This is a genomic window from Stenotrophomonas maltophilia group sp. RNC7, assembly GCF_030910085.1.
In the GTDB taxonomy this organism is placed as follows: Bacteria; Pseudomonadota; Gammaproteobacteria; order Xanthomonadales; family Xanthomonadaceae; genus Stenotrophomonas; species Stenotrophomonas sepilia.
The window spans coordinates 38,684-65,404 of the sequence record NZ_JAVFVN010000477.1 but is presented as its reverse complement, the minus strand read 5'-3'; the positions used below and the strand labels follow the sequence as shown (position 1 = coordinate 65,404).

Sequence of the window (26,721 nt, the reverse complement as noted above, 5' to 3'; positions counted from 1 at the left end):
TAGTGCCGGCCGCTGGCCGGCATCGGCAGGGTGTTCGGTAATGCGTGCAGCGTTGCCGGCCAGCGGCCGGCACTACCCCAAGGCCAGGCGCTGCTTCACTTCCGCCGCCACCCGCGCGGTCTCGCGCAGTGGCTCGATGCGGTCGTATTGCCAGTCCAGCCAGTGCGGCTGCAAGCGCCCGCGTTCGCGCAACTGCTGCTGGAAGCGCGCCAGCCGGCCCTGCGCGGTCTCGGCCAGCGCCACCATCACCGGCATGCGCGTGGCGCAGGCCTCAGAGAGCAGGTTCACCGAATCGGGCGAGACCACCACGCGGTTGGCCCAGCCGAGCAGGCCACCATAGGGATTGGTACCGTCGCCACCATCGCCCCAGATCACGTGCGGCAGGTCGGCGAACTTCGCGCGCAGGATCTCGGCCAATGCCGGCGGCGTGCGTCGCGAGGTGGTCGCCAGCAGGCTGCCGCCTTCGCTGCGGATCTGCTCGGCCAGCGCCTGGAATACGCCGACCATCGCCGTCTCGTCCCACGGCGCCAGCGGCGTCGGCCCGCCGACCAGCAGTGCGGTGCGCGGGCCGGGCAGGGTGCTGAAGCCGGCGAACGCGGCGCGGCCCCAGGCCAGCCAGTCGTCGTCCACCGGGTTGAGGCTGCCGAGCAGGGTCAGCACATTGCTGCCGCGCAGGGCATCGTGTTCCGGCACCACCACCACGTCCCAATGGCGGGCGCTGATGCGCGGGTCGAGGATCTGCACCACCTGGCTGCCGCGTGCACGCAGCACGCGCAGGGCACCGGCCGCCTGGCGACCACAGCCGATCGCCAGTGCCGGCGCCTCGGCCGCCAGCGTCGCGAAGGCCTCGCCGTAGCCATTCACATCGCCGGGCAGGCGCCGCGGTGACAGCCAGCGCCAGGGTGCGCGCGGTTGCAGGAGCAGCGGTCGGTGGGTGCCCTGGCGCAGTGCCGAGGCCAGCGCGACCGCCTGGCGGACATTGCCCGCACGGCCATCAGTGACCGTCCATGGCGCGCTCGATCGTTTCACCATTGGCATTAATTCGTTTCAGCCCTGCTGGGTGTTGCAACAGTCGCGACACTCTACACTGCGGCTCGTCGTTTCGCCCCGCGCCGCCCGCGGGCACTGACTTCCTTTCGCCGCCCTGGAGATCCACCGATGTCCCACGCGCTCGACGCCGCCGCCCTTGATCAGCTGTTCCGTACGGCCCGCACCCAGAACGCCTTCCTCGACAAGCCGGTCCCCGAGAGCCTGCTGAAGGAACTGTACGACCTGGTGAAGTGGGGCCCCACCGCGGCCAACACCACGCCGGCGCGCTTCGTCTTCGTCACCTCGAAGGAGGCCAAGGACAAGCTGGCCCCGGCGCTGTCCGAAGGCAACCTGGCCAAGACCATGGCTGCGCCGGTCACCGTCATCATCGGTTTCGACCTGGACTTCCACGAGAAGCTGCCGTACCTGTTCCCGCACACCGATGCCAAGGCCTGGTTCGATGGCCCGCAGGAAGGCCGCCACGAAGCCGCCATCCGCAACGGCAGCCTGCAGGGCGCCTACCTGATCCTGGCTGCGCGCGCGCTGGGCCTGGATGCCGGCCCGATGTCCGGCTTCGACCCGGCCAAGGTCGACGAAGCCTTCTTCGCCGGCACCTCCATCAAGTCGAATTTCCTGGTCAACCTGGGTTACGGTGATCCGGCGGGCCTGTTCCCGCGCCTGCCGCGCCTGTCGTTCGACGAAGCGGCGCGCATCGCGTAAGTCGCTGTATCGGTTTCGGGCCCGCCGTCCCGCGGCGGGCTCTTGCTGCACCGTGTACCCACCCTACGATCCGGAGAGTTCCTGAGATGAGCGCCACCCGTAAACTGCTGCTGCCGCTGGCCCTGACCCTGGCCATCGCCGCCTGCTCCAAGCCGGCCGACACCGCTGCCCCGGCGGCCGATGCCGCCGCCCCGGCCGCCACCGAGCAGGCCGCCACCCCGGCCGCTGATGCCGCTGCTGCCGCGCCGGCCGCCGAAGCGATCAAGATCGCCTCGGGCACCTACAAGCTGGACCCGAGCCACACCGACGTGCTGGCGCAGTGGAGCCACTTCGGCTTCTCCAACCCGAGCGCGCACTTCGGCAACGTCGAAGGCACCCTGGTGTACAACGCCGAAGACGTGACCAAGTCCACCGTGGAAGTGAAGCTGCCGCTGAGCGGCCTGAACAGCTTCACCGCCAAGTTCGACGAGCACCTGAAGAGCGCCGATTTCTTCGACGCCGCCAAGTTCGCCGATGCCACCTTCAAGAGCACCAAGGTGGAAGCGGCCGGCACCAACAAGCTGACCGTCACCGGCGACCTGACCATCAAGGGCATCACCAAGCCGGTCACCCTGGACGTCACCGTCAACGGCGGCGGCGAGCACCCGATGGCCAAGGTTCCGGCTGCTGGCTTCGATGCCACCACCACCCTGAAGCGCAGCGATTTCGGCGTCGGCGCCTACGCCCCGAACGTCAGCGATGAAGTGAAGATCCGCATCACCACCGAAGCCACCGGCGAAAAGCCGGCCGCTTGATGCACCCCGCTCACGCGTCGTTAGAAGGCAGAAGGCCCGCTGAAAAGCGGGCCTTCTTTTTGGGTTCCGGTAGAGCCGGCCGCTGGCCGGCTGGGCGCGGGGCGCCGATGTTCCTGGGGTTGCCGGTCAGCGGCTGGCACTACCCTGTAGGTGCCAACCGGCATCTGGTGGGTGCGGACCGTTGGTCCGCACGATCCCTCAGCGCAACGTACCCAACCATGCCACGCACGCTTCGCTCGGGCTCTGCTTGGCCTTCACCGTCATCCCGCTCACCCGCACGAACGTCTGCGCCGCCTGCGCCACCCTCTGGCGGGCGATCAGCGCCGCCTGCTTGGTGGCAGCCTGCTGCTTGCGCAGCTGCACGATGTTGATCGAAGGCCGACCCACCGGCGCGTACTTCTGGTCGCGGCGCAGCACGTCGGCCACCTGCGCCACTTCGAATTCGGCCTGCAGGTAGCGGTGCTGTGCCTCCACCAGCTCACGCAGCGGCGCGCGCAGTGCAGCGGTATCGGCGAAGGCGGCCAAGGCCGCGTCGCAGGCAGCGTCATCGGCGAAGCGGGTACGCAGCGCATCCACGCTGGCCAGGGTCAGTTTGGCCATGTGGGCCTCGTTGCTGCAGGAAAGGAGCGCGATTGTCGCATTGCTTGCCGGCGGATGCGTTGAACCGGGCGATGGAATACCTGTAGAGCCGAGCCCACGCTCGGCTCATCGCGCGCAGCGCGAGGGTTTTCCGATGGCGGAGAGGAGAGCAGCCGAGCGTGGGCTCGGCTCTACAATGGCCCGCTGTATCACCCACGGAAGTGCGCGAAGGCCTGCTCCGCGGCATGGTGGAAGACACGCTGGTGGACAAGGCGGGCACCCTCGGCCTGGAGCCCAAGGTGGTGCGCGAGGCGCTGACCATGCACGTGGATGAGCTGCTGCATACCCGTGGCGTGCTGCGGCTGGTGAAGGCGCAGATCAACGGCATGATGCCCGGCGTGTACGTCGGGCTGCTGCTGCCGGTGCTGATCATCGCCCTGCTGGTGGCGCTGGAGATATGGGCCGCGAAGCGGTTCGGGTGGACGCGGCAGGGGGCGCCCAGTGCTCCTGTAGAGCCGAGCCCACGCTCGGCTCATCGCGCGTAGCGCGAGGGTGGATCGAAAAGCAGCCGAGCTTGGGCTCGGCTCTACATGGTCAAGGGCGTGCGGACCAACGGTCCGCACCCACCAAGCAGGGTCCGCACCCACCGGTTGCCCGGTCAATCGCCGTCGGTTTCGTCCGGGTGGGCCTTCCAGTAGCCGGTCGAACGGATCCAGTCGCGCGGCACGCCCAGGTGGCCTTCGATGAACTTGCGCATCATCCGCGCGCGGCGCGATTCGGTGGCGATCCAGTAGAAGACATCGCCGTCCGGGGCCTCGAAATCGGTCAGCATGTCTTCCAGCAGGGTGCTGCTGGCCGCCGGGAAGCCGTTGCGCTCCAGCCAGTGGATGCGCACGTTCTCGTACTGCGGCAGGTCCTGGCGTTCGGCTTCGTCGCGCACTTCAATGAAGGCCTGCACTTCGGCACCGTCGGGCAGCACGTCCAGCCAGCGGGCGATGGCCGGCAGTGCGGTTTCATCGCCGATCAGCACGTAGGCGTCGTAAGTGTCGGCCACCACGAACGAGCCGCGCGGGCCGCCGATCACCAGCCTGTCGCCCGGCTGTGCGCGTTCGGCCCACGGCCCGGCCACGCCCTGGTCGTGCAGCACGAAGTCGATGGCCAGCTCGCCGGTTTCGTGGTCCCACCAGCGCGGGGTGTAGTCACGGGCCGGCGAGGGCTCCTTGCCGGCCGGGTAGCTGCGGCCTTCGGCGGTCAGCGCCGGCAGCACCATCTCGCCCGCAGCGTTGGGGAAGAACAGCTTGATGTGGTCGTCAGCGCCGGGCGAATCGAAGCCGGCCAGGTCGTCGCCACCCAGCACGATGCGGCGCATGTGCGGGGTGACCTCTTCAGTGCGCAGCACGGTCAGTTCACGGAAGCGCACATCCAGGCGCAGGCGCGTGTTGTTGTGTTCGGTCATGGGGGTTTACCTGTAAAGGTGTCGCGCGGGGGCGCGCGGCGTAGGGGAGACCTGGCTGGATTCAGTCTGGCTGGGTCGTTGAAATCGGTGGTTGCTCGCTACCGGCCGTACCGTTGAGCAGGGCCGAGGCCCGCGTCAGCAGTGCCGCCACTTCGTCCGCCTCACCCTCGGCCCAGCGGCCGTGGTGATGCACCAGCGCCCGCTTGAACTCGCGCAGGGCCGCGGCCAGCGGCGGCGGCAGCGAGGCCTTGGTGATCTCGCGGGCACGGTCGAAGGCACGCCGCTGCGCCAGGCGCACCTGGGTGCGCTGCACCTTCAGCTCGAACTCGCCAGCGGCGGTGATGCGGAAGATCCGCTTGCCATCCACTTCCTCGGCCTCGATCCAGCCGGCCTGCTCGAAGCTGGCCAGTAGCGGGTACATGGTGCCGGCGCTGGGCGTGTAGGCCTGCATGAACTGGTTGCTGATCAGCTGCATCAGCTCGTAGCCATGGCGTGGCTGCTCGCCGATCAGGGCCAGCACCAGCAGGCGCAGGTCGCCGCGGCTGAGCACCCGTGGCTGGCCGTTGCGGCGGGGCACCGCCGAATCGGTGGAACGGGTTCTGGGAGAGGAGGCACGGCTCATTTCGATATATCGGTAAACGAGTGTGCAAACGATATATCGATACGTCGAAAGCGACAACATCCGATCCGGCCACAAGCAGGTGCGATTTGGGCCACGGCCGGCCGCGTGCGCACAGCAAAAAGGGGCGCCCCCTGTGAGGCGCCCCGGCGATGCTGTGGAAGGGAGCAGGGCCATCGGGCCCATCACTCGCGACCCACCCTGGGCCCGTGGCTGGCAGCGATCCAGAGGCAGGTGCGACATGTTGTCGCCGGTTCAGAACCGCTGCCCGGCGCCCACCTACGGCGGTGCCGGAGTTGCCCTACAACCGTCATCGGCAGCAGTAACACTGCGTCCTGCACATGGGCGCAGCGGCCCGCAAGCGACAGCCCGCGCCGCTGCCAAGGCCCGCCGCAGGGCCATCAGCGGGCCCGGCAAGCCCCTTGCGGACACTGGCCGGTTGCATCCATACGCCAGCGTAGCCAAGTGACGAAAGCCCTTGGTGCGCTACACTTTGTGGTCTAGAAATCTATACAACAGTCGCGCGCGTGCGTGCGGTTATGGGAGCGCTAATGAACTGGTTGAACGAGGTGCTGAACAACGACCCGAATCCTGTGGAAACCCAGGAGTGGATCGAGTCGTTGAAGGCCGTTATTGATGTCGAGGGCTCCGAGCGCGCGCATCAGCTGCTGGAAGGCATGGTGGAACTGACCCGTCGTTCGGGCGCCTACCTGCCGTTCTCTCCCACCACCGAATACGTCAATACCATCGAACCACAGTTCGAGGCCAAGAGCCCGGGCAACGCCGAGCTGGAATGGCGCATCCGTTCGATCATCCGCTGGAACGCGATGGCCACCGTGGTGCGCGCCAACCGCAAGCCGGGTGACCTGGGCGGCCACATCGCCTCGTTCGCCTCCGGCGCCACCCTGTACGACGTGGGCTTCAACCACTTCTGGCGCGCCCCGAGCGAAAACCACCCGGGCGACCTGCTGTTCATCCAGGGCCACAGCGCCCCGGGCATCTACGCGCGTTCCTTCCTGGAAGGCCGCATCAGCGAAGAGCAGCTGGACAAGTTCCGCATGGAAGTGGACGGCGGTGGCCTGTCCTCGTACCCGCACCCGTGGCTGATGCCGGACTACTGGCAGACCCCGACCGTGTCGATGGGCCTGGGCCCGCTGGCCGCCATCTACCAGGCGCAGTTCATGCGCTACCTGGAAAACCGTGGCCTGATCGAGAAGTCCGACCGCAAGGTGTGGTGCTTCATCGGCGACGGCGAGAGCGACGAGCCGGAAACTCTGGGTGCCATCGCCCTGGCCGGCCGTGAAGGCCTGGACAACCTGATCTTCGTGGTGAACTGCAACCTGCAGCGCCTGGACGGCCCGGTGCGCGGCAACGGCAAGATCATCCAGGAACTGGAAGGCGTGTTCCGTGGCGGCGGCTGGAACGTGATCAAGCTGCTGTGGGGCGGTTACTGGGATGCCCTGCTGGCCAAGGACACCAACGGCGTCCTGAAGAAGCTGATGATGGAAACCGTCGACGGCGAATACCAGAACTGCAAGGCCTTCGGCGGCGCGTATACCCGCGAGCATTTCTTCGGCAAGTACCCGGAAACCGCCGCGATGGTCGCCGGCCTGAGCGACGACGACATCTGGCGCCTGAACCGTGGTGGCCACGACCCGCACAAGGTGTACGCCGCCTACCACCAGGCCGTGAACACCAAGGGCATGCCGACCGTCATCCTGGCCAAGACCGTGAAGGGTTATGGCATGGGCAGCGCCGGTGAGGCACTGAACCCGACCCACCAGACCAAGAAGCTGGACGACGAAGCGGTGCGCCACTTCCGCGACCGCTTCAACATTCCGGTGACCGACGCGCAGCTGGCCGACGGCCAGGTGCCGTTCTACCACCCGGGCCCGGATTCGCCGGAAGTGCAGTACCTGCAGGAACGCCGTGCCGCGCTGGGCGGTTACCTGCCGCAGCGCCGCCGCAAGGCTGACAAGACCTTCGTTGCGCCGAAGCTGGAAGCCTACGAGCGCCTGCTGAAGAGCAGCGGCGAGCGCAGCTACTCCACCACCATGGCCTTCGTGCAGAGCCTGAACATCACCCTGCGCGACAAGGAACTGGGCCCGCACATCGTGCCGATCGTGGCCGACGAAGCCCGTACCTTCGGCATGGAAGGCCTGTTCCGCCAGATCGGCATCTACGCGCCGTTCGGCCAGAAGTACAAGCCGGTCGACGCCGACCAGCTGATGTTCTACCGCGAAGACCAGAGCGGCCAGGTGCTGCAGCAGGGCATCAGCGAGCCGGGCGCGATCAGCTCGTGGATGGCCGCCGGTACCAGCTACTCGGTCAGCAACGTGCCGATGCTGCCGTTCTACATCTACTACTCGATGTTCGGCTTCCAGCGCGTGGGCGACATCGCCTGGCAGGCCGCCGATATGCGTACCCGCGGCTTCCTGCTGGGTGGCACCGCCGGCCGCACCACGCTGAACGGTGAAGGCCTGCAGCACGAAGATGGCTTCAGCCATCTGGTGGCCGGTGGCATCCCGAACGTGCGCAGCTACGACCCGACCTTCGGCTTCGAAGTGACGGTGATCCTGCAGCACGGCACCAAGCGCATGATGGAAGACCAGGTGGACGAGTATTACTACGTCACCCTGATGAACGAGAACTACACCCACCCGGAAATGCCGGAAGGCGCGGCCGAAGGCATCGTCAAGGGCATGTACCTGCTGACCGACGCCGGCAAGCCGAAGAAGGGCGAGCTGCGCGTGCAGCTGCTGGGTTCGGGCACCATCCTGCGCGAAGCCATTGCCGCCGCCGAGCTGCTGGACAAGGACTTCGGCGTGACCGCCGATATCTGGAGCTGCCCGAGCTTCAACGAACTGCGTCGCGATGGTTTCGACGTGGAACGTGCCAACCGCCTGCATCCGGAAGGTGAGCAGCGCAAGGCCTACGTGACCGAGCTGCTGGAAGGCCGCCAGGGCCCGGCGATTGCCGCCACCGACTACGTGCGTGCGTATGCGGACCAGATCCGTGCGTTCGTGCCGATGTCGTACACCGTGCTGGGTACCGATGGGTTTGGTCGCTCGGATACGCGTGCGAACCTGCGTCGGTTCTTTGAGGTGGATCGCTACTACATCGCCCATGCCGCGATTGCGGCGCTGGCGAAGGAAGGGAAGATGACCGCGAAGGATGTGGCCCGGGCGATCAAGCAGTACAAGATTGATCCGGAGAAGGCTAATCCTGTTGGGGTTTGAGGCTGAAGCTCTGAAGTAACCACGGAAGGCGGTCGTAAGGCCGCCTTCTGTATGTGCATCTGTTGAAAGGGCCGTCCCGTCTCACCTTCTGATACGGTGCTGGGTACAATGACCCCGCTAGTCATCGGTGGGAGCATATTGGGATACACAAACGTGTAACGATGCGACACTATGCGCCGTGATGAACAAAGATGCTGGCCTTCGTGTTCGCGTGGCGTGGCAACTTCGTGAGGCGTTCCACGCGACGTGTTTTGCCGAAAATCGGCCAGCATCAAAAGTGCTGCGCGAGTTTATGCAAGCATTCGCCGTTCGGCATCAGGGCGGTCAGCAGTCGGACATGTTCACTGCACCGCCAATTAAAAAGCGGCGTCGATCAACCAAGAGAAATGCGATATGAGCCATAAATCATTGGACTTGTTTGCAGGTGCGGGTGGCCTGTCCGAGGGGCTGCGCGAAGCAGGGTTCACGTCGCTTTATGCCAACGAGATTTCGCCCCGCTACGCACAGACTTACGCGATGAACCATCCAAAGACGCAGGTGGACAGTCGCGACATCCGACAGGTCGATGCGCGGAAGATCCGCAACCTCCTCGGCCTGAAGCGGGGTGAGCTTGACTTGGTGGCTGGTGGCCCGCCATGTCAGGGGTTCTCGATCAACGCGCCGAAGCGTTCAACAGCGGATTTGCGCAATCATCTGTTCCGGGAATACCTGCGCTTCGTCGCCGAATTTCAGCCGCGTACGGTCATGATTGAGAACGTGCCGGGCATGGTGTCGTTCGAGGGTGGGGCGACGTTGGACGCGATCCTTGAATCGCTGAAACAGCTCGGCTACGACGCGGACGTGCGCATCCTATATGCGCCCCATTACGGCATCCCCCAAACCCGATGGCGCACGATCATTCTTGGCGGGCGAGATGGCCTGAACCCCGAGGCACTTTTCCCTGAGCCGCTGCGCAGCGCGCCAGTCCGGGTGAACTTCACTGCGCAGTTTGGTGGTCGAAGCCTGGTCACACTGCCGCGTTCACTGGAACTGCCGTCGCATGTCACGGTGCGCGACGCCATCGGCGATTTGCCCGCTCTCAGCAATGGCGAACTCGGCGCGGCTGAGAAGTCGTATGGGAGCGCACCCAGCAATTCGTATCAGCAATTGATGCGCGTTGGATCGACTGGCGTGACCTGCCATGAGGCGCCGAGGCTAAGCAAAATCAACATGGATCGGTTGGCTTTTATCCCGCCCGGCGGAAACTGGACAGACATTCCCGAAGCACTGTTGCCGCAGGGAATGCGCATGGCACGGCGCAGTGACCATACCAAGCGTTACGGGCGCGTCGATCCTGACGGCTTGGCATCAACCATCTTGACGAAGTGTGACCCGCATTGGGGCGCTTACTTCCACTACGATCAAGATCGAGCTTTTACGGTGCGCGAGGCCGCGCGCATCCAGTCATTCCCTGATTCATACAAGTTCTGTGGCTCGCGCGTAGAACAGTACGAACAGGTCGGCAATGCTGTTCCACCCTTGTTGGGCGCGGCCGTGGGCCGAGCCATCGTCCGCGCACTTGAACGCGATCGCAAGCCCCGTCGCAAAGTCGGTGCAGCCTAATGGCGGGAAAGATATGGGAGTTCTTCGGCTATCGCGCTGATGACCACTCGCCAGCCGCCGTGCAGGCCGCAGATGCGAGGCGGTGTCCATTCCTGGATGATATTTGCGAAAAGCGTCTGAGTGATGGGGAAATAGCGGGTGTCTGCACGATCAAGCCGGTAAAGTCTGAGCCGGTGATCTGCTGCCCGATCCGCCTATACGCCGGCGATTACAGAGTTCTGTCCGACGTGGCGCGCATAGCGTTCGGCGGCGATCTTCCGCTGATTGCAGGCGCCGGTGCTGCCCAGGTCGCACAGCGCCACAACCAACCGGTGGTCGCAGCATTCGGCAAACGCTGGAGCGGCGAGTTGCGCCTGCCCCAGAAGGACGGCATGGGAAGTTACTTCGTCGATTGGGTTCTGGCCCTGCTCGATGCGGATGGTGCGTTGCAAGAGTTTATAGCCGTTGAAGTTCAGACCATCGACACCACTGGCAACTACCGCAACGGACGCCAGGGTCTGTTGACCCCGCAACGAACGAATCCGGCGACGTCGGCAGGCCTAAACTGGGAAAACGTTAACAAGCGTATCTTGCCGCAGTTGATCTACAAGGGGCAGGTCTTGCAGCGAGAGGAACTTTGCCGCAAGGGTTTGTTCTTTGTTTCTCCCGTACCGGTTTATCAGCGGATCATGGGTCGACTCGGTGGTGCTGCCGGCTTGGTGCGGTATGCGCTGCAACCGGCCTCGATTACTTTCCTCGCCTACGAGCACGACGTATCGCTGAATCCGCCCGATGGTGCACTTGTTCCTCTACGTGTGTTGCCGCCGCACTCAACGACGGTCTACAAGGTGCAGGAGGCGTTCAATAACGTGACGCTGCCCGATGAGAATGTCTATCGGGACGCGATCATTGCGGCCCTAAGCGGCCAGCGCCGATAGCAGCGCTGGCCAGCGCCAGCAGAACCTAGCTGCCGACAGGACAGTCGAGTCGGCAGCTCGTCAGATTTAAAAGTATAGCGCTCCCTATTTGACAAAAGTCGGAACGCTTTATTTTCAGTTCACGGCTCCAGTATGCACGGAACCCAGAGGAGGAGTAGTCTTCCCGGCAGATCAGCACCGGTCATAAGTGAATTTTCTTTTGATCGGACCCTTCAGCTATTTAGCCTGCTGGAGGAGCTTCAATCGGTAGTGCATGGTGATGGAGCTCGACACTTCCTTATCTTCTGCTTACGCGCCCAGATGCCTTGAACAGGTGATCAAATGGTGCAGGAAGCTCCGAGTCATTCGCACCGACAGTGGCTCGGAGATCCGACTGTTCGATACGCCTACTTGTCCAGCAACTTCTTCGGCGATATAGGGCAGGACAGAACATCGTCAGCGCGCTGACTGTGGACCCACAACAGTGAGCGCCCGGGGATAGCGGTCGGTGGCGTCACCCCAATGCAGGAACTTGCATCGGTAGAAAGTTGCTCATGTGGTGACTTCTGAACGCAGAAGCTTGGCGCAGCGCTTCATGTGTGCAAACAAAAGGGAGCCACTCATGCACATGCATTCCGTATCGCTGCGCAGCGACTACTCCCGGACCTGCAACCGCTCAATAGCCTGAGCAGTCAGCGCCACACACGCCATCTTCAACCCCTCCATCACCCGATCCCCCAGGTACTCCTCGGGCGCACCGTTCTGCCGCGTGCGCTCCGCAGCCAACATCAGCTCCGCCACCACACGCAGCCCGGCCAGCGCGCAATCCGCATCCGCCAGCTGAAGACAACGCCCAGGCAGCTGATGCCGCTCCGGCCAAGGCTGGCCATCCGCAGCTGCACCAGAACCGATGCGGCGCAGCGTGGCGACGAAGGCGTTGGGATCGACGGACGGCTCGCGCTCGGTTTCGGCGTTGTCCGGATCGTACTGCGCGTGCAGGGAACGGAAGTCCGATGTGTTCATGGCAATGCTCCGTACAGGACAGATAGCAGCGCCACCAATAAAGGTGGCGGACGGTGCGGGCTCGAAAACCGGTATGTACCAGACCGGCGGATCCGAAGATCCCCACGCACCGCCCGCCATAGAACGCGAACGGATTGCCAGCCGGCGCCACACGAAAGGTGACGCCGGCCGGCAAGCGCATACATCTGGTACATAGACGGGTTTTCGAGTCCCGCGCCACCCTTTTCCGGTGGCACGCCAAGGTGTACTCGCATGGTTGCGAGATGCCAAGAAACCGTAGGCCGCAGAGGCCGCAAATGCTGACGCTTACGGCATTGTTGCATGGCGCGCGCGTGGCAGAACCCTTGCGGTGCAGTGGTTTCGGCCGGTGTTAAGCTACCGCCCGAATGCGCATTGAAAAGCACGGTTTGCAGCTGTTCGGGATCCCAAAAGCGACACGTAGCCCACAGCGCCCATTCGCGCAGCGTGCCGATTGCGACACGGCTTAACTTCGCAGCGCCACGCCCGGCCGAGGCCACAGCGCATCGTCGCGCTCCAGGTCGTAGTCGCTGCCGAACGCCAGGGCAGCCTCACGCGGCGGAAGGTCTGTGTAGCAGCCCAGCAGGTATTCATCCATGCCGGCATCGCGATGGTCGATGGCGAACAGGCGGAGGAGCTCCTTGTCGAAGGCTTCCAGCCATGCGGGGTCGATCCTGGTCATGTCATCCTCCAGAGAGGGAGGGGAGAATGGCTGGAGTGCGTCTCAAGACGTTGGACGCGTGCTTGATTAGCTTCCGAATCTCGCACTGATCTGATTGCACGAGGTGGAAGGTCGGGGTAGAACGGGGCAGACTCGCTACGGCGCATCATAGCTAAAGAAGGCGAAAGAGCATGGAAGCATCGAAGTCGAACCAGCCTGTTCCTGGCGAGTACTTCCTCCTGATGCCTGATACCACGCGTGGGGGAAAGGGGCACGGCGTTGTGTTCGAGAACGCGAAGCGGCTGCGCATCCCGCCGCGCCTGATCCTGCGACCCGAAGAGGGCGGCTTTCCGCCCATGGCGGAGAAGCCGTTGCTCGTCTACTCGGCAAAGAAGGGGAGCCTCCCAGAGGATCTGGAGGGGGGCATGAGCGGGTACTGGATGGTCTCCGAACGATTACGTGGTGCTCTTGTGTCTGTAGATCCGGCTGGCTTCGAGTTTGTAGAGTGTGACTACCGCCTTGCCGATGGATCCAAGGGGCCGCGGTACTTCCTGTGTGATGTAACCCGTGAGCTCGATGCGGTGGACGAAGAAGCCTCGAAACTTCGGACCATCACTGACGCAGGCTATCGAGGTGGGAAGTTCTACGACCTTAGGGGCGGAGCCAGTCTGGCGTTCCGCAAGCAGGTCATCGGTCAAGCCAGAATATTCCGCACGCCTTACTCGGGAAACCTCGTCTTCTGCGACAGAGAGCTCCGCGACGCTGTGTGGAACGCTGGAATCGGTGGGCCGCGCGTATCGCGGGGCCTCTGGTTCACCGACGCGACCAGCATCTGAGTCTGAGCTCTGAGGATCGGACCCATGGGTGCCTTCTGGATTCGCTTCAACTGCTTACGAGGAATCTCGATTCACATTCACAGCGTGAGATGACAAGCATGGGATCGACTTCCACCCACCAGCCGCGCAAGGGCGAGTTCTTCAAGCTACGACCGGATGCTACCCGTGGAGGGAAGGGTCACGGGGTGGTCTTTGAAAACGAGGACGCGTTGCTTGCGACTCCCAGGCTGATCCTCTTACCCGAGGCCGGTGGCTTCCCTCCACTGCGTGAAACCCCGCGCTTGGTCTATCGGGAGCGGCAGGGTGTCCCTCTACAGGATCTGGAAGGCGGGTTGAGCGGCTACTGGCTGGTCTCCGAGCGTTTGCGCCAGGTCATGGAAGAGATTGACCCTGACGCGTTCGTTTTCGCTGAGACCGACTACCGCTTGGAAGACGGTTCAAAGGGACCAACCTACTTCCTTTGCGACGTGGTCCGCACGCTGGATGCCTTGGATGAGGAAGCCTCCCAGCTCAAAATCGTGATCAGCGATGAGTACAAGGTAGGGAAATACTACCGCCTGACCGGTGATGTCCGGCTGGCGTTCAAACGCGAAGTGCTGGGTTCGGCTCACGTGTTCAGATTGCCGTTCCATGTTGGGGTATTCTGCGACCGAACGTTCAAAGATGCGGTAGAAGCTGCCGGCATCGTCACGGCCAAGAGATCCAACGGGCTCTGGTTTGAAGATGTGGTGAACTGCTGAGTCGGTCCCGCCGGCGCCAACCTCGCGACCTATGCTGCAAGTGTGCGGAGTACGGTAGATGCCTAAATTTGGAGAGAAACAAGCACATGCCCACGTCAAAACTAATCAGCCTGTGCCTGGTGAATTCTATCTGCTGATGCCCGACACGACCCGAAGGGGAAGAGGGCATGGCGTTGAGATCGAGAATGAGGGCGCACTGCTGACGCCACCCAGGCTGATCATCCGCCCTGAAGAAGGTGGTTTCCCTCCTCTGGCGCAGAGACCGCGCCTGGTTCTCGAACCAAAGCTGGGGGATCCACCGCAGGATCTCGAGGGAGGAATGAGTGGCTACTGGTTGGTATCAGAGCGCCTCAAGATGGCCTTCACCGATATAGATCCCGTTGCCTTTGAGTTCGTGGAGTGTGATTACGTGCTTCCGAACGGCGCAGAGGGCCCAACGTACTACCTGTGCGAGGTTGCTCGCGAGCTGGATGCCGTCGATGAGGAAGCATCGAAGTTCCGGGTCATCGTCGATGAGGGCTATCCGGGCGGAAAGTTCTACGACCTTCGTGGCGGAGCAAGCTTGGCATTCAAGAGGGATGTAATCGGGCGCAGTCATGTCTTCAGGAGCCCGTACTCCGGCGATCTTGTCTACTGCGATCGCATGTTCCGGGATGCCATACGCGCTGCAGGAATTGGAAGTGAGTGTGAAATGCGTGGCCTGAGGTTCAAGGACGCAGCCAATGTCTGATATGGCGCGCGTCATTCTAAGCATAATCCGCATGTAAAAATTGAAGACGGCTGCGGCGCGTCTCATGGAACGGGATCGGTAGTCGAACTTTAGATCGATTTCATTTTTGTCCGATTGCTTGCCGGTGCAGAACGTTCTAAAAAGCAGTCATGCCTATTCAGTGCTTGAGTTGAAGGCAGAGCGGTAAGAGGCAGGTCGCATCGGTACTTCAGAGCGGCCAGAGGAATTGGAGAGATGCAGTAGTGCGCTATGTCGGTGGAGGGGGCTTCAGGCTGTGAGCGCGCGGGCATGACTCGAAGAGGGCATGGAAGGTTGGCACCCTCTGATACGATCTTGGCACGCTTATTTGGATTGATTCTGAGGTGAGGCAAGCAATGACTTCGAATCTGCCAAAGAAGGGCGAGTTCTTCGAGTTGCGCCCAGATGCCCGACGGCGCGGCAAAGGGCATGGCGTCGTTTTTGAGAACGAGTCTTCCCTGAAGACCCCTCCAAATTTCCTCTTGCGTCCCGATCAGGGGGGCTTCCCGCCTCTGCGCGAGGCCCCGCGTCTAGTGTATTACCCAAGTGAGGGGTGGTCACCGGAAGATCTTGAAGCTGGAATAAGCGGCTATTGGCTCGTGTCCGGGCGTCTCCGCGAGGTGATGGCGGCCGTGGACCCAGGTGCTTTTGCGTTCAGGGAGACTGACTATCGACTCGCTGATGGAGCAATGGGTGGCCCTTATTTCCTTTGCGATGTCATCAGAACCATTGATGCCTTGGATGAGGCAGCATCCCAGCTGAAGATCATCGTTAGTGACGACTATGAAGAGGGGAAGTACTACGACCTGACCGGCGACGTGCGTCTGGCATTCAAGCGGGAGGCCGTCGGTGACGCTCACGTGTTCCGGCTCACCTACTACGAGGGAGTCTTCTGTGACCACATCTTCAAGAGCGCAGTAGAAGGTGCCGGCATCGTGACCGCCAGAACATGCAACGGGCTCTGGTTCGAAGACGTGGTGAAATGTTGAGCCAGACGGTCCTCCGAAGATTGAGTAGTACTGCGGTTTGGAGCCCAATCTTTAATGACAATGCGATCTCGATCTGTGCGTTCCGAACAATGTTTGCCTGAGCTCGCTGACACCAGTGGATAACGAGAATGAATGAGGACGGCATGAATAGAGTTGCGCCCCCTAAAGGTCGCTTCTACGTGCTTAGCCCCGATATGGGTGCGCCTGGTCGTGGTCATGGGGTCGAATTGGACAATGAAGAGGAAATCCCTTGGCCGACCTACATGAGCGAGCCTTCTGAGGTGGGCGGGCTTGCATCACTCAGGGTTGTTCCCAAGCTTCGCTTCGATAGCCAAGTGGGTGATATGCCTTTGGATCTGCAAGGCGGATTCAACGGCTATTGGCTGATTTCTCAACCCCTGAAGGATGTAATGGAGAACACCGATGCCGAAGGCTTTGCCTTTGCGAAGTGTGCCTTTCAGCTCGAGGACGGTTCAGAAGGTGAGCCTCACTACTTGTGTGAGGTGATAAGAATTCTGGACGCGATTGACGAGAATGCATCGAGCGTGAAAGTTCTAGATGGCTACCAGAACGGCAAGTACTACAGCCTCTCCGGTGGCGGCAAGTTGTCCTTCAAAGAAGCGGAAGTGGCTGATGCGCATGTATTCATGGATATCCATTCGGGCAGCCGTGTCTACGGTGACAGAGTGCTTCGCGACGCGCTCATCGAGCATGGATTTGGAACGGTGATCAATCCGCGCGGCGTGTGGATTGAAGACGCTGCAGGCTACTAGTTCAGCGGAACTTTTCGCCCTCTTGGGAACGGAATCCTATGCCCGCAGAAAGCGTAATTCTACAAAGTCATCATGTCTTTGAGCAGGTGGTGTTCGGGGATCATCCTCTCGTCAAGAGGCTTGTCGAGGCGGGATACCTGGCTAAGGATGAGTCGCTCAATCATCTCTACCTTCCGTCTGGAGGTGGGCTCGCGGAGGACCTCGACACCTCTCCACATCCTCGCTGTCAGGTCCAAGTGTGATCGATGTAAGCTCTCTCACAGATCGTATTTGCAAGAAGCCCAAAGGAAAACGACGATGGAACCTATGGCAATCAATGGACCTGAATCGGGAAGATTCTTCCTGTTTGCGCCGGACTTGGAAAGCAATCGTCCTTTCAGAGGAGCGATCTTCGAGAACGTTCAGGCGCTGCTGTCGCCACCGCGGATAATCCTCAGGCCAGAGAACGGTGGATTTCCCGAGCTCCGGGAGAAGCCCCGAATTGTGTTCGATGCTTCTCAGGGGCCTGCGCCGCGGGATCTGGAGGGTGGCTTCAGTGGGTACTGGCTGGTCTCGGAGCGACTTCAGAGCGTAATGAACGCGTTGGATCCAGGCGCCTTCGCATTCGCCGAATGTGATGTTCGCTTTGCAGATGGCGCGGAGGGGCCACGCCACTTTCTGTGTGACGTAGTGAGAGAGCTGGACGCAGTGGACGAGGATCGTTCACGGCTGGATATCGAGATTGACGATGACTTCGTCAATGGCAAGTTCTACTCGATTGCAGGCGGAGCCAGCTTGGCCTTCAAGAACGATGCACTGGCAGGAGCGCATGTCTTCCTCACACCGTTCAGCACGTTCGTGATCGCTGATCGTAGGTTTGTGGATGCTGTGCATGCTGCTGGAGTGCCGGATGATCCGGAACTGAGTGGAATATCTTTTATTGATGCATCAGATATCTGATTAAGTGCGGCTGCACGGAAGGAGCCTCCAGATGCCTCGAGTTGTTCCCATTTTTCAGCAACATCACGCCATCGAGCAACAGACGCTTGGCAATAGTCGCTTGCTCAAGGCTCTGGCTGATGCGGGTCGCTTCAACATCGATGCCGATCAGAACCTGATCAATATGCCCCACGATAAGGCGCTCGCGCAGGCCTTGGGGGTGTCACCTCACAACGGCGGCCCGATTCGTGAGTATCGAATCGGATTGGAGGCCAATCTCGCCCGCCTCGAGCGAAGCCGGGATGGCCAAGCAGCGCTGGCTGGCGACCTGGAGGCAATGGATCGCATCGCTGCCAAAGTTCATCGGTTGAGCGACATTTCACAGGTCGGCTTGGTCAACGGAGACCTGCGGACGAACACTGCTTTAGGACAAAGCACCGATCAGGCACGTGCCCAGACGAGGGAGTTCTACAGGAGGCCCGAGGAATACGCCGAGCAGTACTCTGGACAGTTGGAGCACCACCAGCAGTCTTCCGTTCTTTCCAGGCAATGGAGCGCCGTCACACCCAACGAGAGCCGCGTTGTATACACGCTCCAGCACTTTCAAGGATCCGGACAGCCGCTGATACGTGGCGGCAACATCGAGCTGCAGCGTAACGGATTGTCGAATGCTATCGCTGATGCCCATCACGCCGGGCGTCTCCAAATTTCCCCGGGCGGCGTTCTTGTAGTTGAGTCTGTTCTTGGTGAAGAGGCCGCGTCACGCCTTCGTGCTCCGGTCGGGCAACGCGGCGGAGTTACATTGGACCTCCTCCTCGGCGAAGCCTCCACCAGCCAACTGATCCGCTCCGGCGGCCTGCTCGCCTCCGGCGCCGACGCCGTCATCACCGCCCGCCGCACCTCGCAGTTGCTGGAAGAGGGCAACGGCACCGCCGCTCAGTCCGAGCTCACCCACGCCCTGGCGCGCAACGGCGGTGGCTGGATCGGTGGCATGGCCACCGCATCGGTGATTGGCACCTCCAGCTTCGTCCCTGCGGCCATCGTCGCGGGCGATGCGCTGCTGATGAGCAAGGCGTTCGACAAGGGCGCCGATCTGCTCGACAACCGCGCCGTCTACCGGCAGACCGACAAGGCCGATGTCACATGGCAGTTCGATGGCCGCAACTGGCAGCGCCAGGCGGTCATGGACAGCGCGGGCGACGGCCTGGGCAATCCGGCTGAGCGCAGCGTGGGTGCCAGTTACGAGAAGGCCCGCGAGCTGGGCGCATACGCCCATGTAAAAGCGGTAGAGCTGGCGCTGGGCAAGGCACCGCCGCCGCAGGATCCTTTCAGTATTCCGGCGAAGGACGGCGAGGGCCGTCTGGACAATCCCAACTGGCACCGCGATGCGCAGACCGAACAGTGGACGCGGCAGGTCAAGATTGGCGTGTCCGGTGCCAACGACCGGGGTGTGTACGAGACGCAGATCGCCAGCCCCGAACGCGCCAACGAGTTGAATCGCGAGGCGGTGCAGCGCATCGAGAACAACATCGCCAACGGCAAGGCCGCCATTGCCGCCAGCTATTTAGAGACCCGTGCTGCCACACGAGCCAGTGATTTCGTGCCGCTGGTGCCGGAAGCGGTGGAGCAGGCCCGTGCCAGGCCCGACGCCATCCAGGGCTCGGACAACCAGCTCTACCAGCGCGATGAAGCAGGGCAATGGCACCACGCTGGCCAGATCGCGCAGGGGAACATGGCGCTGGAATTGGAGCTGACCCGCACCATCCAGCAGCCGTCGCTCGATCAGTTCAATCAGACGATTGCCGCATTGGACGCGCGACCGTTGCCATCTGCGGCGGAAGTGAACCAGAACGAGCTGCGCCACAGCTACTACGCTGCGGGCGTTGCACTGACCCCGGCGTGGGAGCAGGCCATTGCCCTGGCCACGGCACGCACGCGCGAGCAGCACGGCATTACGGGTCCCACGCTGCAGGAACTGGGGCCTGTAGCCGAGGGCAACGCGGGCGCGTCCCGGCCCATCACCCATTACCAGGTGGGTCAGGATGGCGTGGCGCGTGCCGTCGCGACCACCAGCACGCAGGAGCTGCAGGCCGCATGGAATGAGGTGCGCGCGCGTGCCAATGAGCAGGCGCCGTTGCCCGACTCGCCCGAGCTGCGCATTGCTGCGCTGTCGGCGGGTGAGCAGGAGGCGTACCGGCAGGCACTGCAGGAAGCCAATCGGCTGGGTGCTGCGCAGGTGGATGCAGGGCAGGCTGCACGAGTAGCCGCGCAGGTGGCACATGGCGACAAGCCATCCGAGCAGGATGGGAGCGTGGAAGTGCGGCCTGAAGAGCCGGCGACTGCGCAACCCATCGCGCCTGCGGCGGTTGCGGCAGCGCCGCCCGCGATAGGGGTCACGCCACCGCCTACGCCCGCCCCTCAGGACAAGCCCACGCCTCAGCGGCACGCCGAGCAGCGCGATCCGCCGCGGCGTGAGGCGGAGCCCCAACCTCAGCCCCATCCAAACAGCGAGGCGCCCACCGAAAACCGTACCGCCTCACAGACGCCAGAGCCCGCTGGGCCGATGCAGGCGCACCCGGCCGCACCTGAGCGCGCGACGCCACATGCCGCCCCGCCTCTGGATGCGGCAACGCAGATGATGCCCACGCAGCGCACAGAGCAGGCTGCGGAACCGGAGAAGATGGCCCCGGTGCCTGCGGTTGCGCCCACTCCAAAGCAGGACATGGCAGTGCAGGAGGTCGAGCCGGTGCCGTTCAAGGAGCCGCTGCCTGCTGAGCCTGCGCGCGATTCATGGCCTTTGGAGCAGGAAGCGGCACAACACGTGCCAGAGTCCGAACCGGCTTTATCGGATGACCTCCAGCCTGTCACTGCGGCTGTCACTGTTCCTGCCGAGCCCACCATAGCGCCAAGCCCTGAACCGACCGCGCCCGCATCGGATGAGGCATCGGGCCCGAACAGGGCGCTGCAGGACCCCACGCAGCCCGGCCACCCCGATCACGCGCTGTATCAGCAGATCCGCGAGGGCGTGGAAGCGCTGGACGCCAAGCACGGCCGCAGCTTCGATGAAGTCAGCGAACGCATGACGGCCAGCTTTCTGGTACTGGCCAAGGACAACGACCTGGACCGGGTGGACCATGTTCTAGTGAGCAACGCCACGCGTGAACACCCGGCTGGGCACACGCTGTTCGTGGTGCAGGGCGAGCCCAGCAATCCGGCGCATCAGCGCGCTGCGATGCCGACTGAGCTGGCGGCGCAGACATCGGTGGAGGAATCACTGCAGCAGTTCGATGCGGTCAGCCGTGAAGCGCATCAGCGTGCGCTTGTGAATCAGATGGACCAGCAGCTGGAAGACCAGCGGGTGCAGCACGACATCCAGATTCGTGCGGCGAGCGGGGGATGAGTAGGGCATGCACTGCACTGGCGACCTGGACGGAGGACTGAAGATGACGCCACATGGAATGCGCCGGATATGCATGCTCGCAGCACTACTCGTTCTTCTGGCTACCGCGTGCCGGCCCGATGCGGCTCGCGACGAAGGCTCGATAGCAGAGGCCCATCGTCCGGATCTGGTGCCGCTTGTGCGAGCCATGCCCACCTCGTCAATGGATGCACCATTGACGGTCGAGTTCGATGTGGCTGCTCCCAGCAAAAATTCCTCTCCAACGCTCATGATCGGCATTCGCGTTGACCGCACGGATAACACCGCGGCGTTTTGGGCACTGGCCGATGTTCGGGCGTCCGGGTTCCAGGCGAAGGTTTCCATGCAGCGCCTGGAATCGAGTGGATGGAAGGACGTGCCGTTGCTCCGGTTGGAATCGATCATTGGGGAGCCTGCCAGGGCGATTCCCATCCCCGCCGATGGTCGAGTGACAAATGCGTGGCTGGACGATGTTGACGTGCTGGCGCTGCAGAATGCTGGGCTGGAACGACCCGATGATAACTATGCACAGCTGGCCTTCGCATGGGCACGCAATCCGTCGCCGGGCCGATACCGGGTTGAAGTGCAACTGCACTCCCCTCTGCCACAGCTTGAGCCGTACCAGCCGGAACTGCTGGTTGCTTACTTGCGCAGGCCTAAATAAGGCAGCCTCGCCACCGCCGGTACGCTGAGTGTCACGGGTAAGTCAGCTCGCCATTCTGCCGATAGACGGGGATCGTATTCATCGGTCTCCCTCTCCGAACTGGACTGCGTAGACGCAGGCTCATGATGGAGGAGAGCTGCGCAGAAGCGTCTTTGGCTGTGATGACCCTCGGTGGGTCCCTGTCCGGGTTGAAGCCACTGTACGACCCGAATGAAGAGCGCCCGGACCTCCATCGTTCACGGCTGAACGCGATATCGTTCCAGAAGATCACGAACGCTGGTTTCCAGGCGCTGCCAGTCGCTCAGCATGACGCGTGCATAGTTCATCTCGATGGCGATGCTGTCGCCCGCGTCCACGATGGAATGGCGGCACATTGCGATCTGGCCTTCGCCGGCGCGTTCAAGTGTCTTTCCCTGAACTACAAGTCCGTCAGGAATGCGGTCTGCCGGGTCGCAGCTGATGAACGTTGCCAGTTGGCCGTCCGTGGTGCGCGCCACATACCAGTCTGGTTCCATCCCCGGGTTGTGCACGTAAGGCCTGCCCAGCGCAGCCTCTGACTCCTTTGCATAGGCGGCCATCAACGATGGATCGATCGCATACGGCGTCAAACCCCAGCGTTCGGGTTGTGCAACGCGCAGCGCAAGGTTCTCCACCGGATCCCTTCGCTCCAGTGATCCCGGTGCGCTGGTGGCCTCACTGCTGGACCGACGTGCCAGATAGTTCTGGATGGGAACGCGATCGATGTATCTAAGCTCGACCAGTACCTGCCGCCGGCTGTCCTGCGTGCTGCGCACCGGGCGATCACCGGGAGGCGCTGAATCGAAATCCGGCCAGAACACCGTGAGCATGATGCTCCCATCGGCCAAGGCGCCCGTCTGGTTGTAGTAGAGGTTGGCCGGGAACATGAAGCGGCGCGGGCCAAGCCGAGCCTCTACCGGCTGCGTCGTGTAGGTCTGTCCGCCCACCGTGCGTGGGCTGGTTGCGGCTTCGGACATGGGGGTTCCGTTCGGGCCCGTTTCCGTGGATGGGGCTTTCGCGCAGGCGCTGGTGCTGAGCACGGTCACCAGGGCGAAGTAGGCAAGCCGGCAAGCCGGTGCTCTGCTCATGGGCGATTCCCTTGCATGATCGGAACGACTAAGGAGTCGCAGTGCAATCCGAACGTCGCTCTCATCCCATGCTTGCCGCACGTATCTGGATATCCTGCTGCGCTCGCTCATCCTGCAATAGCTGCTCCTGCTGATTGGCCAATGCGCGCTGCTGCGCCTCCCTGCTGACCGAATCGAACTGCAGCAGTGATTCCTCCACCGGCGTCTGCGCGGCCTCCGCAGTGGGCATGGAGGCGCGCAGATGGGCGGGGTCGCTCGCTTCGCCCTGCACCACGAAAAGGGTATGGCCGGCGGGATGGGTTGCGGTGGCGTTGCTTACGAGCACATGATCAACGCGGGATAGATCATTGTCCTTTGCCAGTACCAGCAGGCTTGCGGTCATTCTCTCGCTTGCCTCATCGAAACTGCGGCCATGCTTGGCGTCCAGCTCCTCCACGCCCTCGCGGATCTGCAGATAGAGCGCGTGATCGGGATGGCTGGGCTGCATTGGATTGCGTTCTGCCAGAGTGGCGAGCTCGGGCTTTACATGTTCGACGAGGTCGCGATCCTCGCTTGAGCGCGAAGAATGGGGCGCTGCCTGATGGGGAGCGTCTCCGCCAACCTCAGCGGCTCTGGGGCCTGCGGCTTCCTGCTCCGAACTGTCCCGGGGCAGTGGTGGTGAGGCTGGGAGATCCAACAGGACTTCCTGCGCACCACTTGGCGCGTGCTCGCTCTCATTGGAACGCGGCAGCGGCTTCTCCGCTTCGCCTTGATTCGCAGCGGCGGTGGGCTGCGCAGGCAATGGGCCGGTAAGTTGCTGTGGCTCAACACTGCCGAGATGCACGGGGGGCTCAATCTTGGGCTCTTGCATCTGAACTGGCTGGGTTGAGGCCGCAATGGTCGCAGCATCTGCCCGCGAGGCATTCTGGGTCGGTCGTGCGTGCTCTACATTCGGTCCTTGCTGCGAAGCACTGTGAGGATTCACCGTCGGCGAGGTCGATACTGATTCGTCCTTCCGAGTGTCTTGCTGGGCGGCATCCTCTGCGCGCTGCGCCGAATCGGCTTGCCGTTCAGAGCGACTCTCGACTCGCTGCCCACTCTCACGCGAGGGACGCGTCTGCTCTGGCTCAACAATCTTAACGGAGGGCGCCGCGATGACAGGAGTGGGCGCCGGAGCGGGCTCGCGAGCGGGTGCAACGGCAGTGCTGGGTGCTGTACCTCGCTGCAGGTCATTGTCGACCTTCAGTGTCTCAACCGGGTCGACCTGCAACCCTCGCGCCTCCAGCACGGCCGCAAACGTTGCATGCTGCGCATCCACCGCCGCGCTGCCTTGGCGGTTGGCCTCCTGCAGCGCCTGTCGGTGTGCGTCCTGCTCGTTGGCGGTCAACGCAGTAATACGCAGCTCGGGTATGTCGGGCGTTGTTGCCTGATCTGCAGGGGCAGCGTCTTGTGCAGCCAGTGATGTTTTGGGCTGAAGCTGCGATTGAGCACGCTCAATGTCTTCAATGGTGGTGGTGCCGGTGAGCACCATCCGGTTTCCGCCCGCGTCACCGAACGTGGCGATGGCACTTTCTGCGCTGGGCGCGTGGGTACGGGGGTCTGGCATCAGTTCCAGAACCACGTCGCCTGTTCTGCCTTGCAAGTTCAGTGTCTTCTCCACCGCGACGGCCGTAGCTGCAAGCTGCTGCTCGGTGCGCTCGATGCCATGGCGCGCGTAGAGCGCATCCACCTGGCCGCGAATACCTTCGGGTGCAATCTGCGCGGTGTCCTTGAGCTGCCTGGCGATGTCGTGCAGCCCGGCGATACCGTCATTCTGGCTTTGCCAGGTGATCTCCAGCTCGTCGCTCAGGTTCCGGTTGGCGGTGTTGTCAAAGATCACGCCCTTGCTGACCCATTGGCCGTCCGCCTGCCGTGTATAGGCATTGCCATCGCTCGCCTTCAACGTGTCGGCACTGGCCTGCGCGTCCTGAACGGCATGGGGAACGGATGGATTGTTCGCGTCGCCGAAGTCGCTCCATCGCCCCTGCTCGTGGGCAACCATGTAGCGCGCAGCCATCGCGGCTTTGGTGTTTGATGCGTTCTGGGCGATGACCGTGCGTGACTGTTCATCCAGCGCCTGTGCCTGCTCTGCAGAAACCGGCAGGTGGCGGCTGTTGGGCACCCGCCCATCCACCATTTCCTTGATTTCCAGCTCCCATTGCCCTGAGCTGGCATCGCGTACAAAGGCGCGATCGGTCTCGAAGGCGCCTCGTGCCGGCTCGGCCAAGCCATTGGCGTTCAGCCGGTAGGGATTCTGTGGTGGTGGCGGATTCGACAGACCCAACTCATAAGAGGCCCGAGCCGCCTGCCAGTTCAACTGGCGCTCCAATGTGCCGGTGGCAACGTAGCTGGTGCGGAAGGTGACGTCGTCACCCTGTGCCGTCTGCACCGGGCGGACTTCGACGCCGGTGCCCAGGTCGCTGCTCTGGACCTGCTGCTGTTCACCGGCTCGCAGCCATCGCCCATTGGGGTCGGCCGGGTCGCGTGTCCAGGTGCGCCCCATCGGGTCAACCTGGGAGTAGACGCGTTCGATGTCTTTCTGCTCGGCCCAGCGTTCGCCGAGGTACGCACCCAGGACGCCGCCACCGATACCCGTCGCAATGGCGCCGGGTCCCGTCCACGAGCCCGAAGCGAGGCCGACACCGGCGCCGCCAAGAAAGCCGCCCAGTGCGCCACCGACGTTGCGGCCGACGAAGTGTGCAGCGGTGGAATCTGCGCCTGCGGCATTGCCTTGCGAGTTGAGCTCAATCCACTTGTGCCCGGAGGTGGCGAAGTCGTGCGCAAGCAGTGCGACGCCCGCAACGCCGGCAACCTTGATGGCGGGGTTGATTCCGGCGTGCATGCCATGCGGTGCAACGTCGGCCACTGCTTCGGAAACCGTCGCCGCATGGGGAGGGCCGCGTGGAGCTCCTGGCTGCAGGGGCGCGTGCGATGGTGGTTCGGGAAGGTCAGCGAACAGGCGCGGTCCTGTGCCCAGGCTTGCATGCGCGGCGACCCAGTTCGCGCGCGTGGTCGACATCTCGCTCAGGTTCAACGTGCTGTAATCGTGCAGCGGTCGTTCGAAGAGCGTCTTGCTGACGGCGTCATAGCCGTCGATGGGCTTGAGATGCAGGCGCACCTGCGCGACGTCGACGGGATGCGCGCTGTTGGTGGTGGCATGCTGCGCGAGGCTGCGCTCAAGCGCCTGGTACTCGGCGGCGGACTGGCTTGCGAAGGCCAGCGGTTCTGGGCCGAAGGCGCTTATGGGGTAGCCGTTGATGCGGACGGTGGGGTGGTCGAGGGCGGTGCCTAGTTCAAATTTGTCAAAACCACGCCCGGGCTGGGCATTCTCGACAAATGCCACCAAGGGCTTGCCTGTGGCGATGGCGTTCTCGAAGAACTTGGGACTGCCCGCATTCCACATCATGTCCTGCAGAGCAGCCCTGTAATTTCCACTCCAAGGCTCTGTGCCTTGAGCGTTCATGAAGCGTTCCAGCCCTCGCTCCATGATCTGGAAATCAGGGTGTTTCAGGGGTGCCGTTCTGACCTCCTCGATGAAGGTTCCCCACGGCGTATCGCCAATGATACCGGCCCCCGAATTGATGTCCTTCGCATAATTGACGGCGTTCTCGAAGTTGGACACGCCGTTGCGATCAGTTGCGGAAAAGCCAAGATAGTCCACCCCAGGATTCAGCTCAGGAGGAAACGTCTGCATCCTTGATCTGATGTACTCAGCGTAGCTCGTAACTCCGTCCGGCCCGGATTCGGATGATTTCAGATACGCAATGATGTCCTGCTTCTGCTGTGCCGATAGTGGGCTGCCATCGGAAGTGTTCTTGGCACCGCCTAAGGTAGCGAGGGCGAAGTCGTCAAATACAAATTTGGACATGACGACT

At 62.7% G+C, this 26,721-nt stretch carries 22 protein-coding genes and 1 pseudogene; 14 read left to right on the top strand and 9 right to left on the bottom strand.

Annotated elements, in window-relative coordinates; genetic code table 11:
• Window positions 1-72: 72 nt before the first annotated feature.
• Window positions 73-1,032: a mitochondrial fission ELM1 family protein gene (locus tag RCF13_RS08915; RefSeq protein ID WP_231352491.1), complete on the bottom strand. Its 960-nt coding sequence runs from the start codon at window positions 1,030-1,032 to the stop codon at window positions 73-75.
• Between the two features lie 126 nt (window positions 1,033-1,158).
• Between RCF13_RS08915 and RCF13_RS08910 the strand changes: the two genes are divergently transcribed.
• On the top strand, window positions 1,159-1,749 hold the full coding sequence (locus RCF13_RS08910; RefSeq protein WP_005415046.1) for a malonic semialdehyde reductase: 591 nt from the start codon (window positions 1,159-1,161) through the stop codon (window positions 1,747-1,749).
• A gap of 86 nt (window positions 1,750-1,835) precedes the next feature.
• Entirely contained in the window at window positions 1,836-2,543 is a 708-nt protein-coding gene (locus RCF13_RS08905; protein ID WP_197565120.1) for a YceI family protein, read from the top strand.
• A gap of 198 nt (window positions 2,544-2,741) precedes the next feature.
• On the opposite strand, the gene RCF13_RS08900 is transcribed toward RCF13_RS08905, so the two are convergent.
• Window positions 2,742-3,143, bottom strand: a complete 402-nt coding sequence (locus tag RCF13_RS08900; RefSeq protein ID WP_134968219.1) for a hypothetical protein — start codon at window positions 3,141-3,143, stop codon at window positions 2,742-2,744.
• Between the two features lie 197 nt (window positions 3,144-3,340).
• On the opposite strand from RCF13_RS08900, the pseudogene RCF13_RS08895 reads away from it, so the two are divergent.
• A pseudogene (locus RCF13_RS08895) lies at window positions 3,341-3,667 on the top strand (hypothetical protein); the annotation flags it as partial.
• 113 nt (window positions 3,668-3,780) lie between these two features.
• Here the strand turns inward: RCF13_RS08895 and RCF13_RS08890 are convergent.
• Complete coding sequence (locus RCF13_RS08890; RefSeq protein WP_134968220.1) at window positions 3,781-4,578, bottom strand: siderophore-interacting protein; 798 nt, start codon at window positions 4,576-4,578, stop codon at window positions 3,781-3,783.
• Window positions 4,579-4,639: 61 nt separating this feature from the next.
• Window positions 4,640-5,200, bottom strand: coding sequence for a PadR family transcriptional regulator (locus RCF13_RS08885; protein WP_032953866.1), 561 nt, complete (start codon window positions 5,198-5,200; stop codon window positions 4,640-4,642).
• A 548-nt stretch (window positions 5,201-5,748) separates the two neighbouring features.
• On the opposite strand from RCF13_RS08885, the gene aceE reads away from it, so the two are divergent.
• The 3 genes from aceE (at window position 5,749) to RCF13_RS08870 (ending at window position 10,955) form a co-directional block, all read left to right on the top strand.
• Window positions 5,749-8,436: a pyruvate dehydrogenase (acetyl-transferring), homodimeric type gene (gene aceE / locus RCF13_RS08880; RefSeq protein WP_012478970.1), complete on the top strand. Its 2,688-nt coding sequence runs from the start codon at window positions 5,749-5,751 to the stop codon at window positions 8,434-8,436.
• A 393-nt stretch (window positions 8,437-8,829) separates the two neighbouring features.
• Window positions 8,830-10,038: a DNA cytosine methyltransferase gene (locus RCF13_RS08875; protein ID WP_111191079.1), complete on the top strand. Its 1,209-nt coding sequence runs from the start codon at window positions 8,830-8,832 to the stop codon at window positions 10,036-10,038.
• Complete coding sequence (locus RCF13_RS08870; RefSeq protein WP_065186635.1) at window positions 10,038-10,955, top strand: NotI family restriction endonuclease; 918 nt, start codon at window positions 10,038-10,040, stop codon at window positions 10,953-10,955. The genes RCF13_RS08875 and RCF13_RS08870 overlap by 1 nt, the downstream gene beginning before the upstream one ends.
• Before the next feature lie 633 nt (window positions 10,956-11,588).
• Here the strand turns inward: RCF13_RS08870 and RCF13_RS08865 are convergent.
• On the bottom strand, window positions 11,589-11,957 hold the full coding sequence (locus RCF13_RS08865) for a hypothetical protein (protein ID WP_134968222.1): 369 nt from the start codon (window positions 11,955-11,957) through the stop codon (window positions 11,589-11,591).
• Window positions 11,958-12,441: 484 nt separating this feature from the next.
• Window positions 12,442-12,657: a hypothetical protein gene (locus tag RCF13_RS08860; RefSeq protein ID WP_134968223.1), complete on the bottom strand. Its 216-nt coding sequence runs from the start codon at window positions 12,655-12,657 to the stop codon at window positions 12,442-12,444.
• A gap of 170 nt (window positions 12,658-12,827) precedes the next feature.
• Between RCF13_RS08860 and RCF13_RS08855 the strand changes: the two genes are divergently transcribed.
• The 6 genes from RCF13_RS08855 to RCF13_RS08830 all read left to right on the top strand — a co-directional run bounded on the left by RCF13_RS08855 (window position 12,828) and on the right by RCF13_RS08830 (window position 17,661).
• On the top strand, window positions 12,828-13,472 hold the full coding sequence (locus tag RCF13_RS08855; RefSeq protein WP_134968224.1) for a DUF1629 domain-containing protein: 645 nt from the start codon (window positions 12,828-12,830) through the stop codon (window positions 13,470-13,472).
• 98 nt (window positions 13,473-13,570) lie between these two features.
• Window positions 13,571-14,212 (top strand): DUF1629 domain-containing protein, encoded by a 642-nt coding sequence (locus RCF13_RS08850; RefSeq protein WP_134968225.1) that lies wholly within the window; start codon window positions 13,571-13,573, stop codon window positions 14,210-14,212.
• A 58-nt stretch (window positions 14,213-14,270) separates the two neighbouring features.
• A complete protein-coding gene (locus tag RCF13_RS08845) occupies window positions 14,271-14,942 on the top strand; it encodes a DUF1629 domain-containing protein (protein WP_134968226.1) in 672 nt (223 codons plus the stop codon).
• 374 nt (window positions 14,943-15,316) lie between these two features.
• The gene (locus RCF13_RS08840; RefSeq protein WP_134968227.1) at window positions 15,317-15,949 is read left to right on the top strand and encodes a DUF1629 domain-containing protein; all 633 of its coding nucleotides are present in this window, start codon (window positions 15,317-15,319) and stop codon (window positions 15,947-15,949) included.
• Window positions 15,950-16,077: 128 nt separating this feature from the next.
• Complete coding sequence (locus RCF13_RS08835; RefSeq protein WP_231352493.1) at window positions 16,078-16,722, top strand: DUF1629 domain-containing protein; 645 nt, start codon at window positions 16,078-16,080, stop codon at window positions 16,720-16,722.
• 297 nt (window positions 16,723-17,019) lie between these two features.
• Window positions 17,020-17,661 (top strand): DUF1629 domain-containing protein, encoded by a 642-nt coding sequence (locus RCF13_RS08830; RefSeq protein WP_134968228.1) that lies wholly within the window; start codon window positions 17,020-17,022, stop codon window positions 17,659-17,661.
• Here the strand turns inward: RCF13_RS08830 and RCF13_RS08825 are convergent.
• Complete coding sequence (locus RCF13_RS08825) at window positions 17,639-17,833, bottom strand: hypothetical protein (protein ID WP_308141071.1); 195 nt, start codon at window positions 17,831-17,833, stop codon at window positions 17,639-17,641. The genes RCF13_RS08830 and RCF13_RS08825 overlap by 23 nt on opposite strands.
• Before the next feature lie 609 nt (window positions 17,834-18,442).
• Here RCF13_RS08825 and RCF13_RS08820 point away from each other — a divergent pair.
• Window positions 18,443-21,040 (top strand): XVIPCD domain-containing protein, encoded by a 2,598-nt coding sequence (locus RCF13_RS08820; RefSeq protein ID WP_308141070.1) that lies wholly within the window; start codon window positions 18,443-18,445, stop codon window positions 21,038-21,040.
• Window positions 21,041-21,083: 43 nt separating this feature from the next.
• Window positions 21,084-21,722: a hypothetical protein gene (locus RCF13_RS08815; RefSeq protein WP_308141069.1), complete on the top strand. Its 639-nt coding sequence runs from the start codon at window positions 21,084-21,086 to the stop codon at window positions 21,720-21,722.
• Between the two features lie 236 nt (window positions 21,723-21,958).
• Here RCF13_RS08815 and RCF13_RS08810 read toward each other — a convergent pair whose 3' ends face one another.
• Window positions 21,959-22,717, bottom strand: coding sequence for a hypothetical protein (locus RCF13_RS08810; RefSeq protein ID WP_231352495.1), 759 nt, complete (start codon window positions 22,715-22,717; stop codon window positions 21,959-21,961).
• A gap of 172 nt (window positions 22,718-22,889) precedes the next feature.
• Window positions 22,890-26,714 carry an XVIPCD domain-containing protein gene (locus RCF13_RS08805; RefSeq protein WP_134968233.1) on the bottom strand — a complete coding sequence of 1,275 codons (3,825 nt, stop codon included), beginning with the start codon at window positions 26,712-26,714 and terminating at the stop codon, window positions 22,890-22,892.
• Window positions 26,715-26,721: the final 7 nt, after the last annotated feature.

Bases quoted from the DNA above. Each gene is read 5' to 3' on its own strand.
- RCF13_RS08915 (WP_231352491.1), bottom strand. From the start codon at position 1,032: ATGGTGAAACGATCGAGCGCGCCATGGACGGTCACTGATGGCCGTGCG.
- RCF13_RS08910 (WP_005415046.1), top strand. From the start codon at position 1,159: ATGTCCCACGCGCTCGACGCCGCCGCCCTTGATCAGCTGTTCCGTACG.
- RCF13_RS08905 (WP_197565120.1), top strand. From the start codon at position 1,836: ATGAGCGCCACCCGTAAACTGCTGCTGCCGCTGGCCCTGACCCTGGCC.
- RCF13_RS08900 (WP_134968219.1), bottom strand. From the start codon at position 3,143: ATGGCCAAACTGACCCTGGCCAGCGTGGATGCGCTGCGTACCCGCTTC.
- RCF13_RS08890 (WP_134968220.1), bottom strand. From the start codon at position 4,578: ATGACCGAACACAACAACACGCGCCTGCGCCTGGATGTGCGCTTCCGT.
- RCF13_RS08885 (WP_032953866.1), bottom strand. From the start codon at position 5,200: ATGAGCCGTGCCTCCTCTCCCAGAACCCGTTCCACCGATTCGGCGGTG.
- aceE (WP_012478970.1), top strand. From the start codon at position 5,749: ATGAACTGGTTGAACGAGGTGCTGAACAACGACCCGAATCCTGTGGAA.
- RCF13_RS08875 (WP_111191079.1), top strand. From the start codon at position 8,830: ATGAGCCATAAATCATTGGACTTGTTTGCAGGTGCGGGTGGCCTGTCC.
- RCF13_RS08870 (WP_065186635.1), top strand. From the start codon at position 10,038: ATGGCGGGAAAGATATGGGAGTTCTTCGGCTATCGCGCTGATGACCAC.
- RCF13_RS08865 (WP_134968222.1), bottom strand. From the start codon at position 11,957: ATGAACACATCGGACTTCCGTTCCCTGCACGCGCAGTACGATCCGGAC.
- RCF13_RS08860 (WP_134968223.1), bottom strand. From the start codon at position 12,657: ATGACCAGGATCGACCCCGCATGGCTGGAAGCCTTCGACAAGGAGCTC.
- RCF13_RS08855 (WP_134968224.1), top strand. From the start codon at position 12,828: ATGGAAGCATCGAAGTCGAACCAGCCTGTTCCTGGCGAGTACTTCCTC.
- RCF13_RS08850 (WP_134968225.1), top strand. From the start codon at position 13,571: ATGGGATCGACTTCCACCCACCAGCCGCGCAAGGGCGAGTTCTTCAAG.
- RCF13_RS08845 (WP_134968226.1), top strand. From the start codon at position 14,271: ATGCCTAAATTTGGAGAGAAACAAGCACATGCCCACGTCAAAACTAAT.
- RCF13_RS08840 (WP_134968227.1), top strand. From the start codon at position 15,317: ATGACTTCGAATCTGCCAAAGAAGGGCGAGTTCTTCGAGTTGCGCCCA.
- RCF13_RS08835 (WP_231352493.1), top strand. From the start codon at position 16,078: ATGAATGAGGACGGCATGAATAGAGTTGCGCCCCCTAAAGGTCGCTTC.
- RCF13_RS08830 (WP_134968228.1), top strand. From the start codon at position 17,020: ATGGAACCTATGGCAATCAATGGACCTGAATCGGGAAGATTCTTCCTG.
- RCF13_RS08815 (WP_308141069.1), top strand. From the start codon at position 21,084: ATGACGCCACATGGAATGCGCCGGATATGCATGCTCGCAGCACTACTC.
- RCF13_RS08810 (WP_231352495.1), bottom strand. From the start codon at position 22,717: ATGTCCGAAGCCGCAACCAGCCCACGCACGGTGGGCGGACAGACCTAC.
- RCF13_RS08805 (WP_134968233.1), bottom strand. From the start codon at position 26,714: ATGTCCAAATTTGTATTTGACGACTTCGCCCTCGCTACCTTAGGCGGT.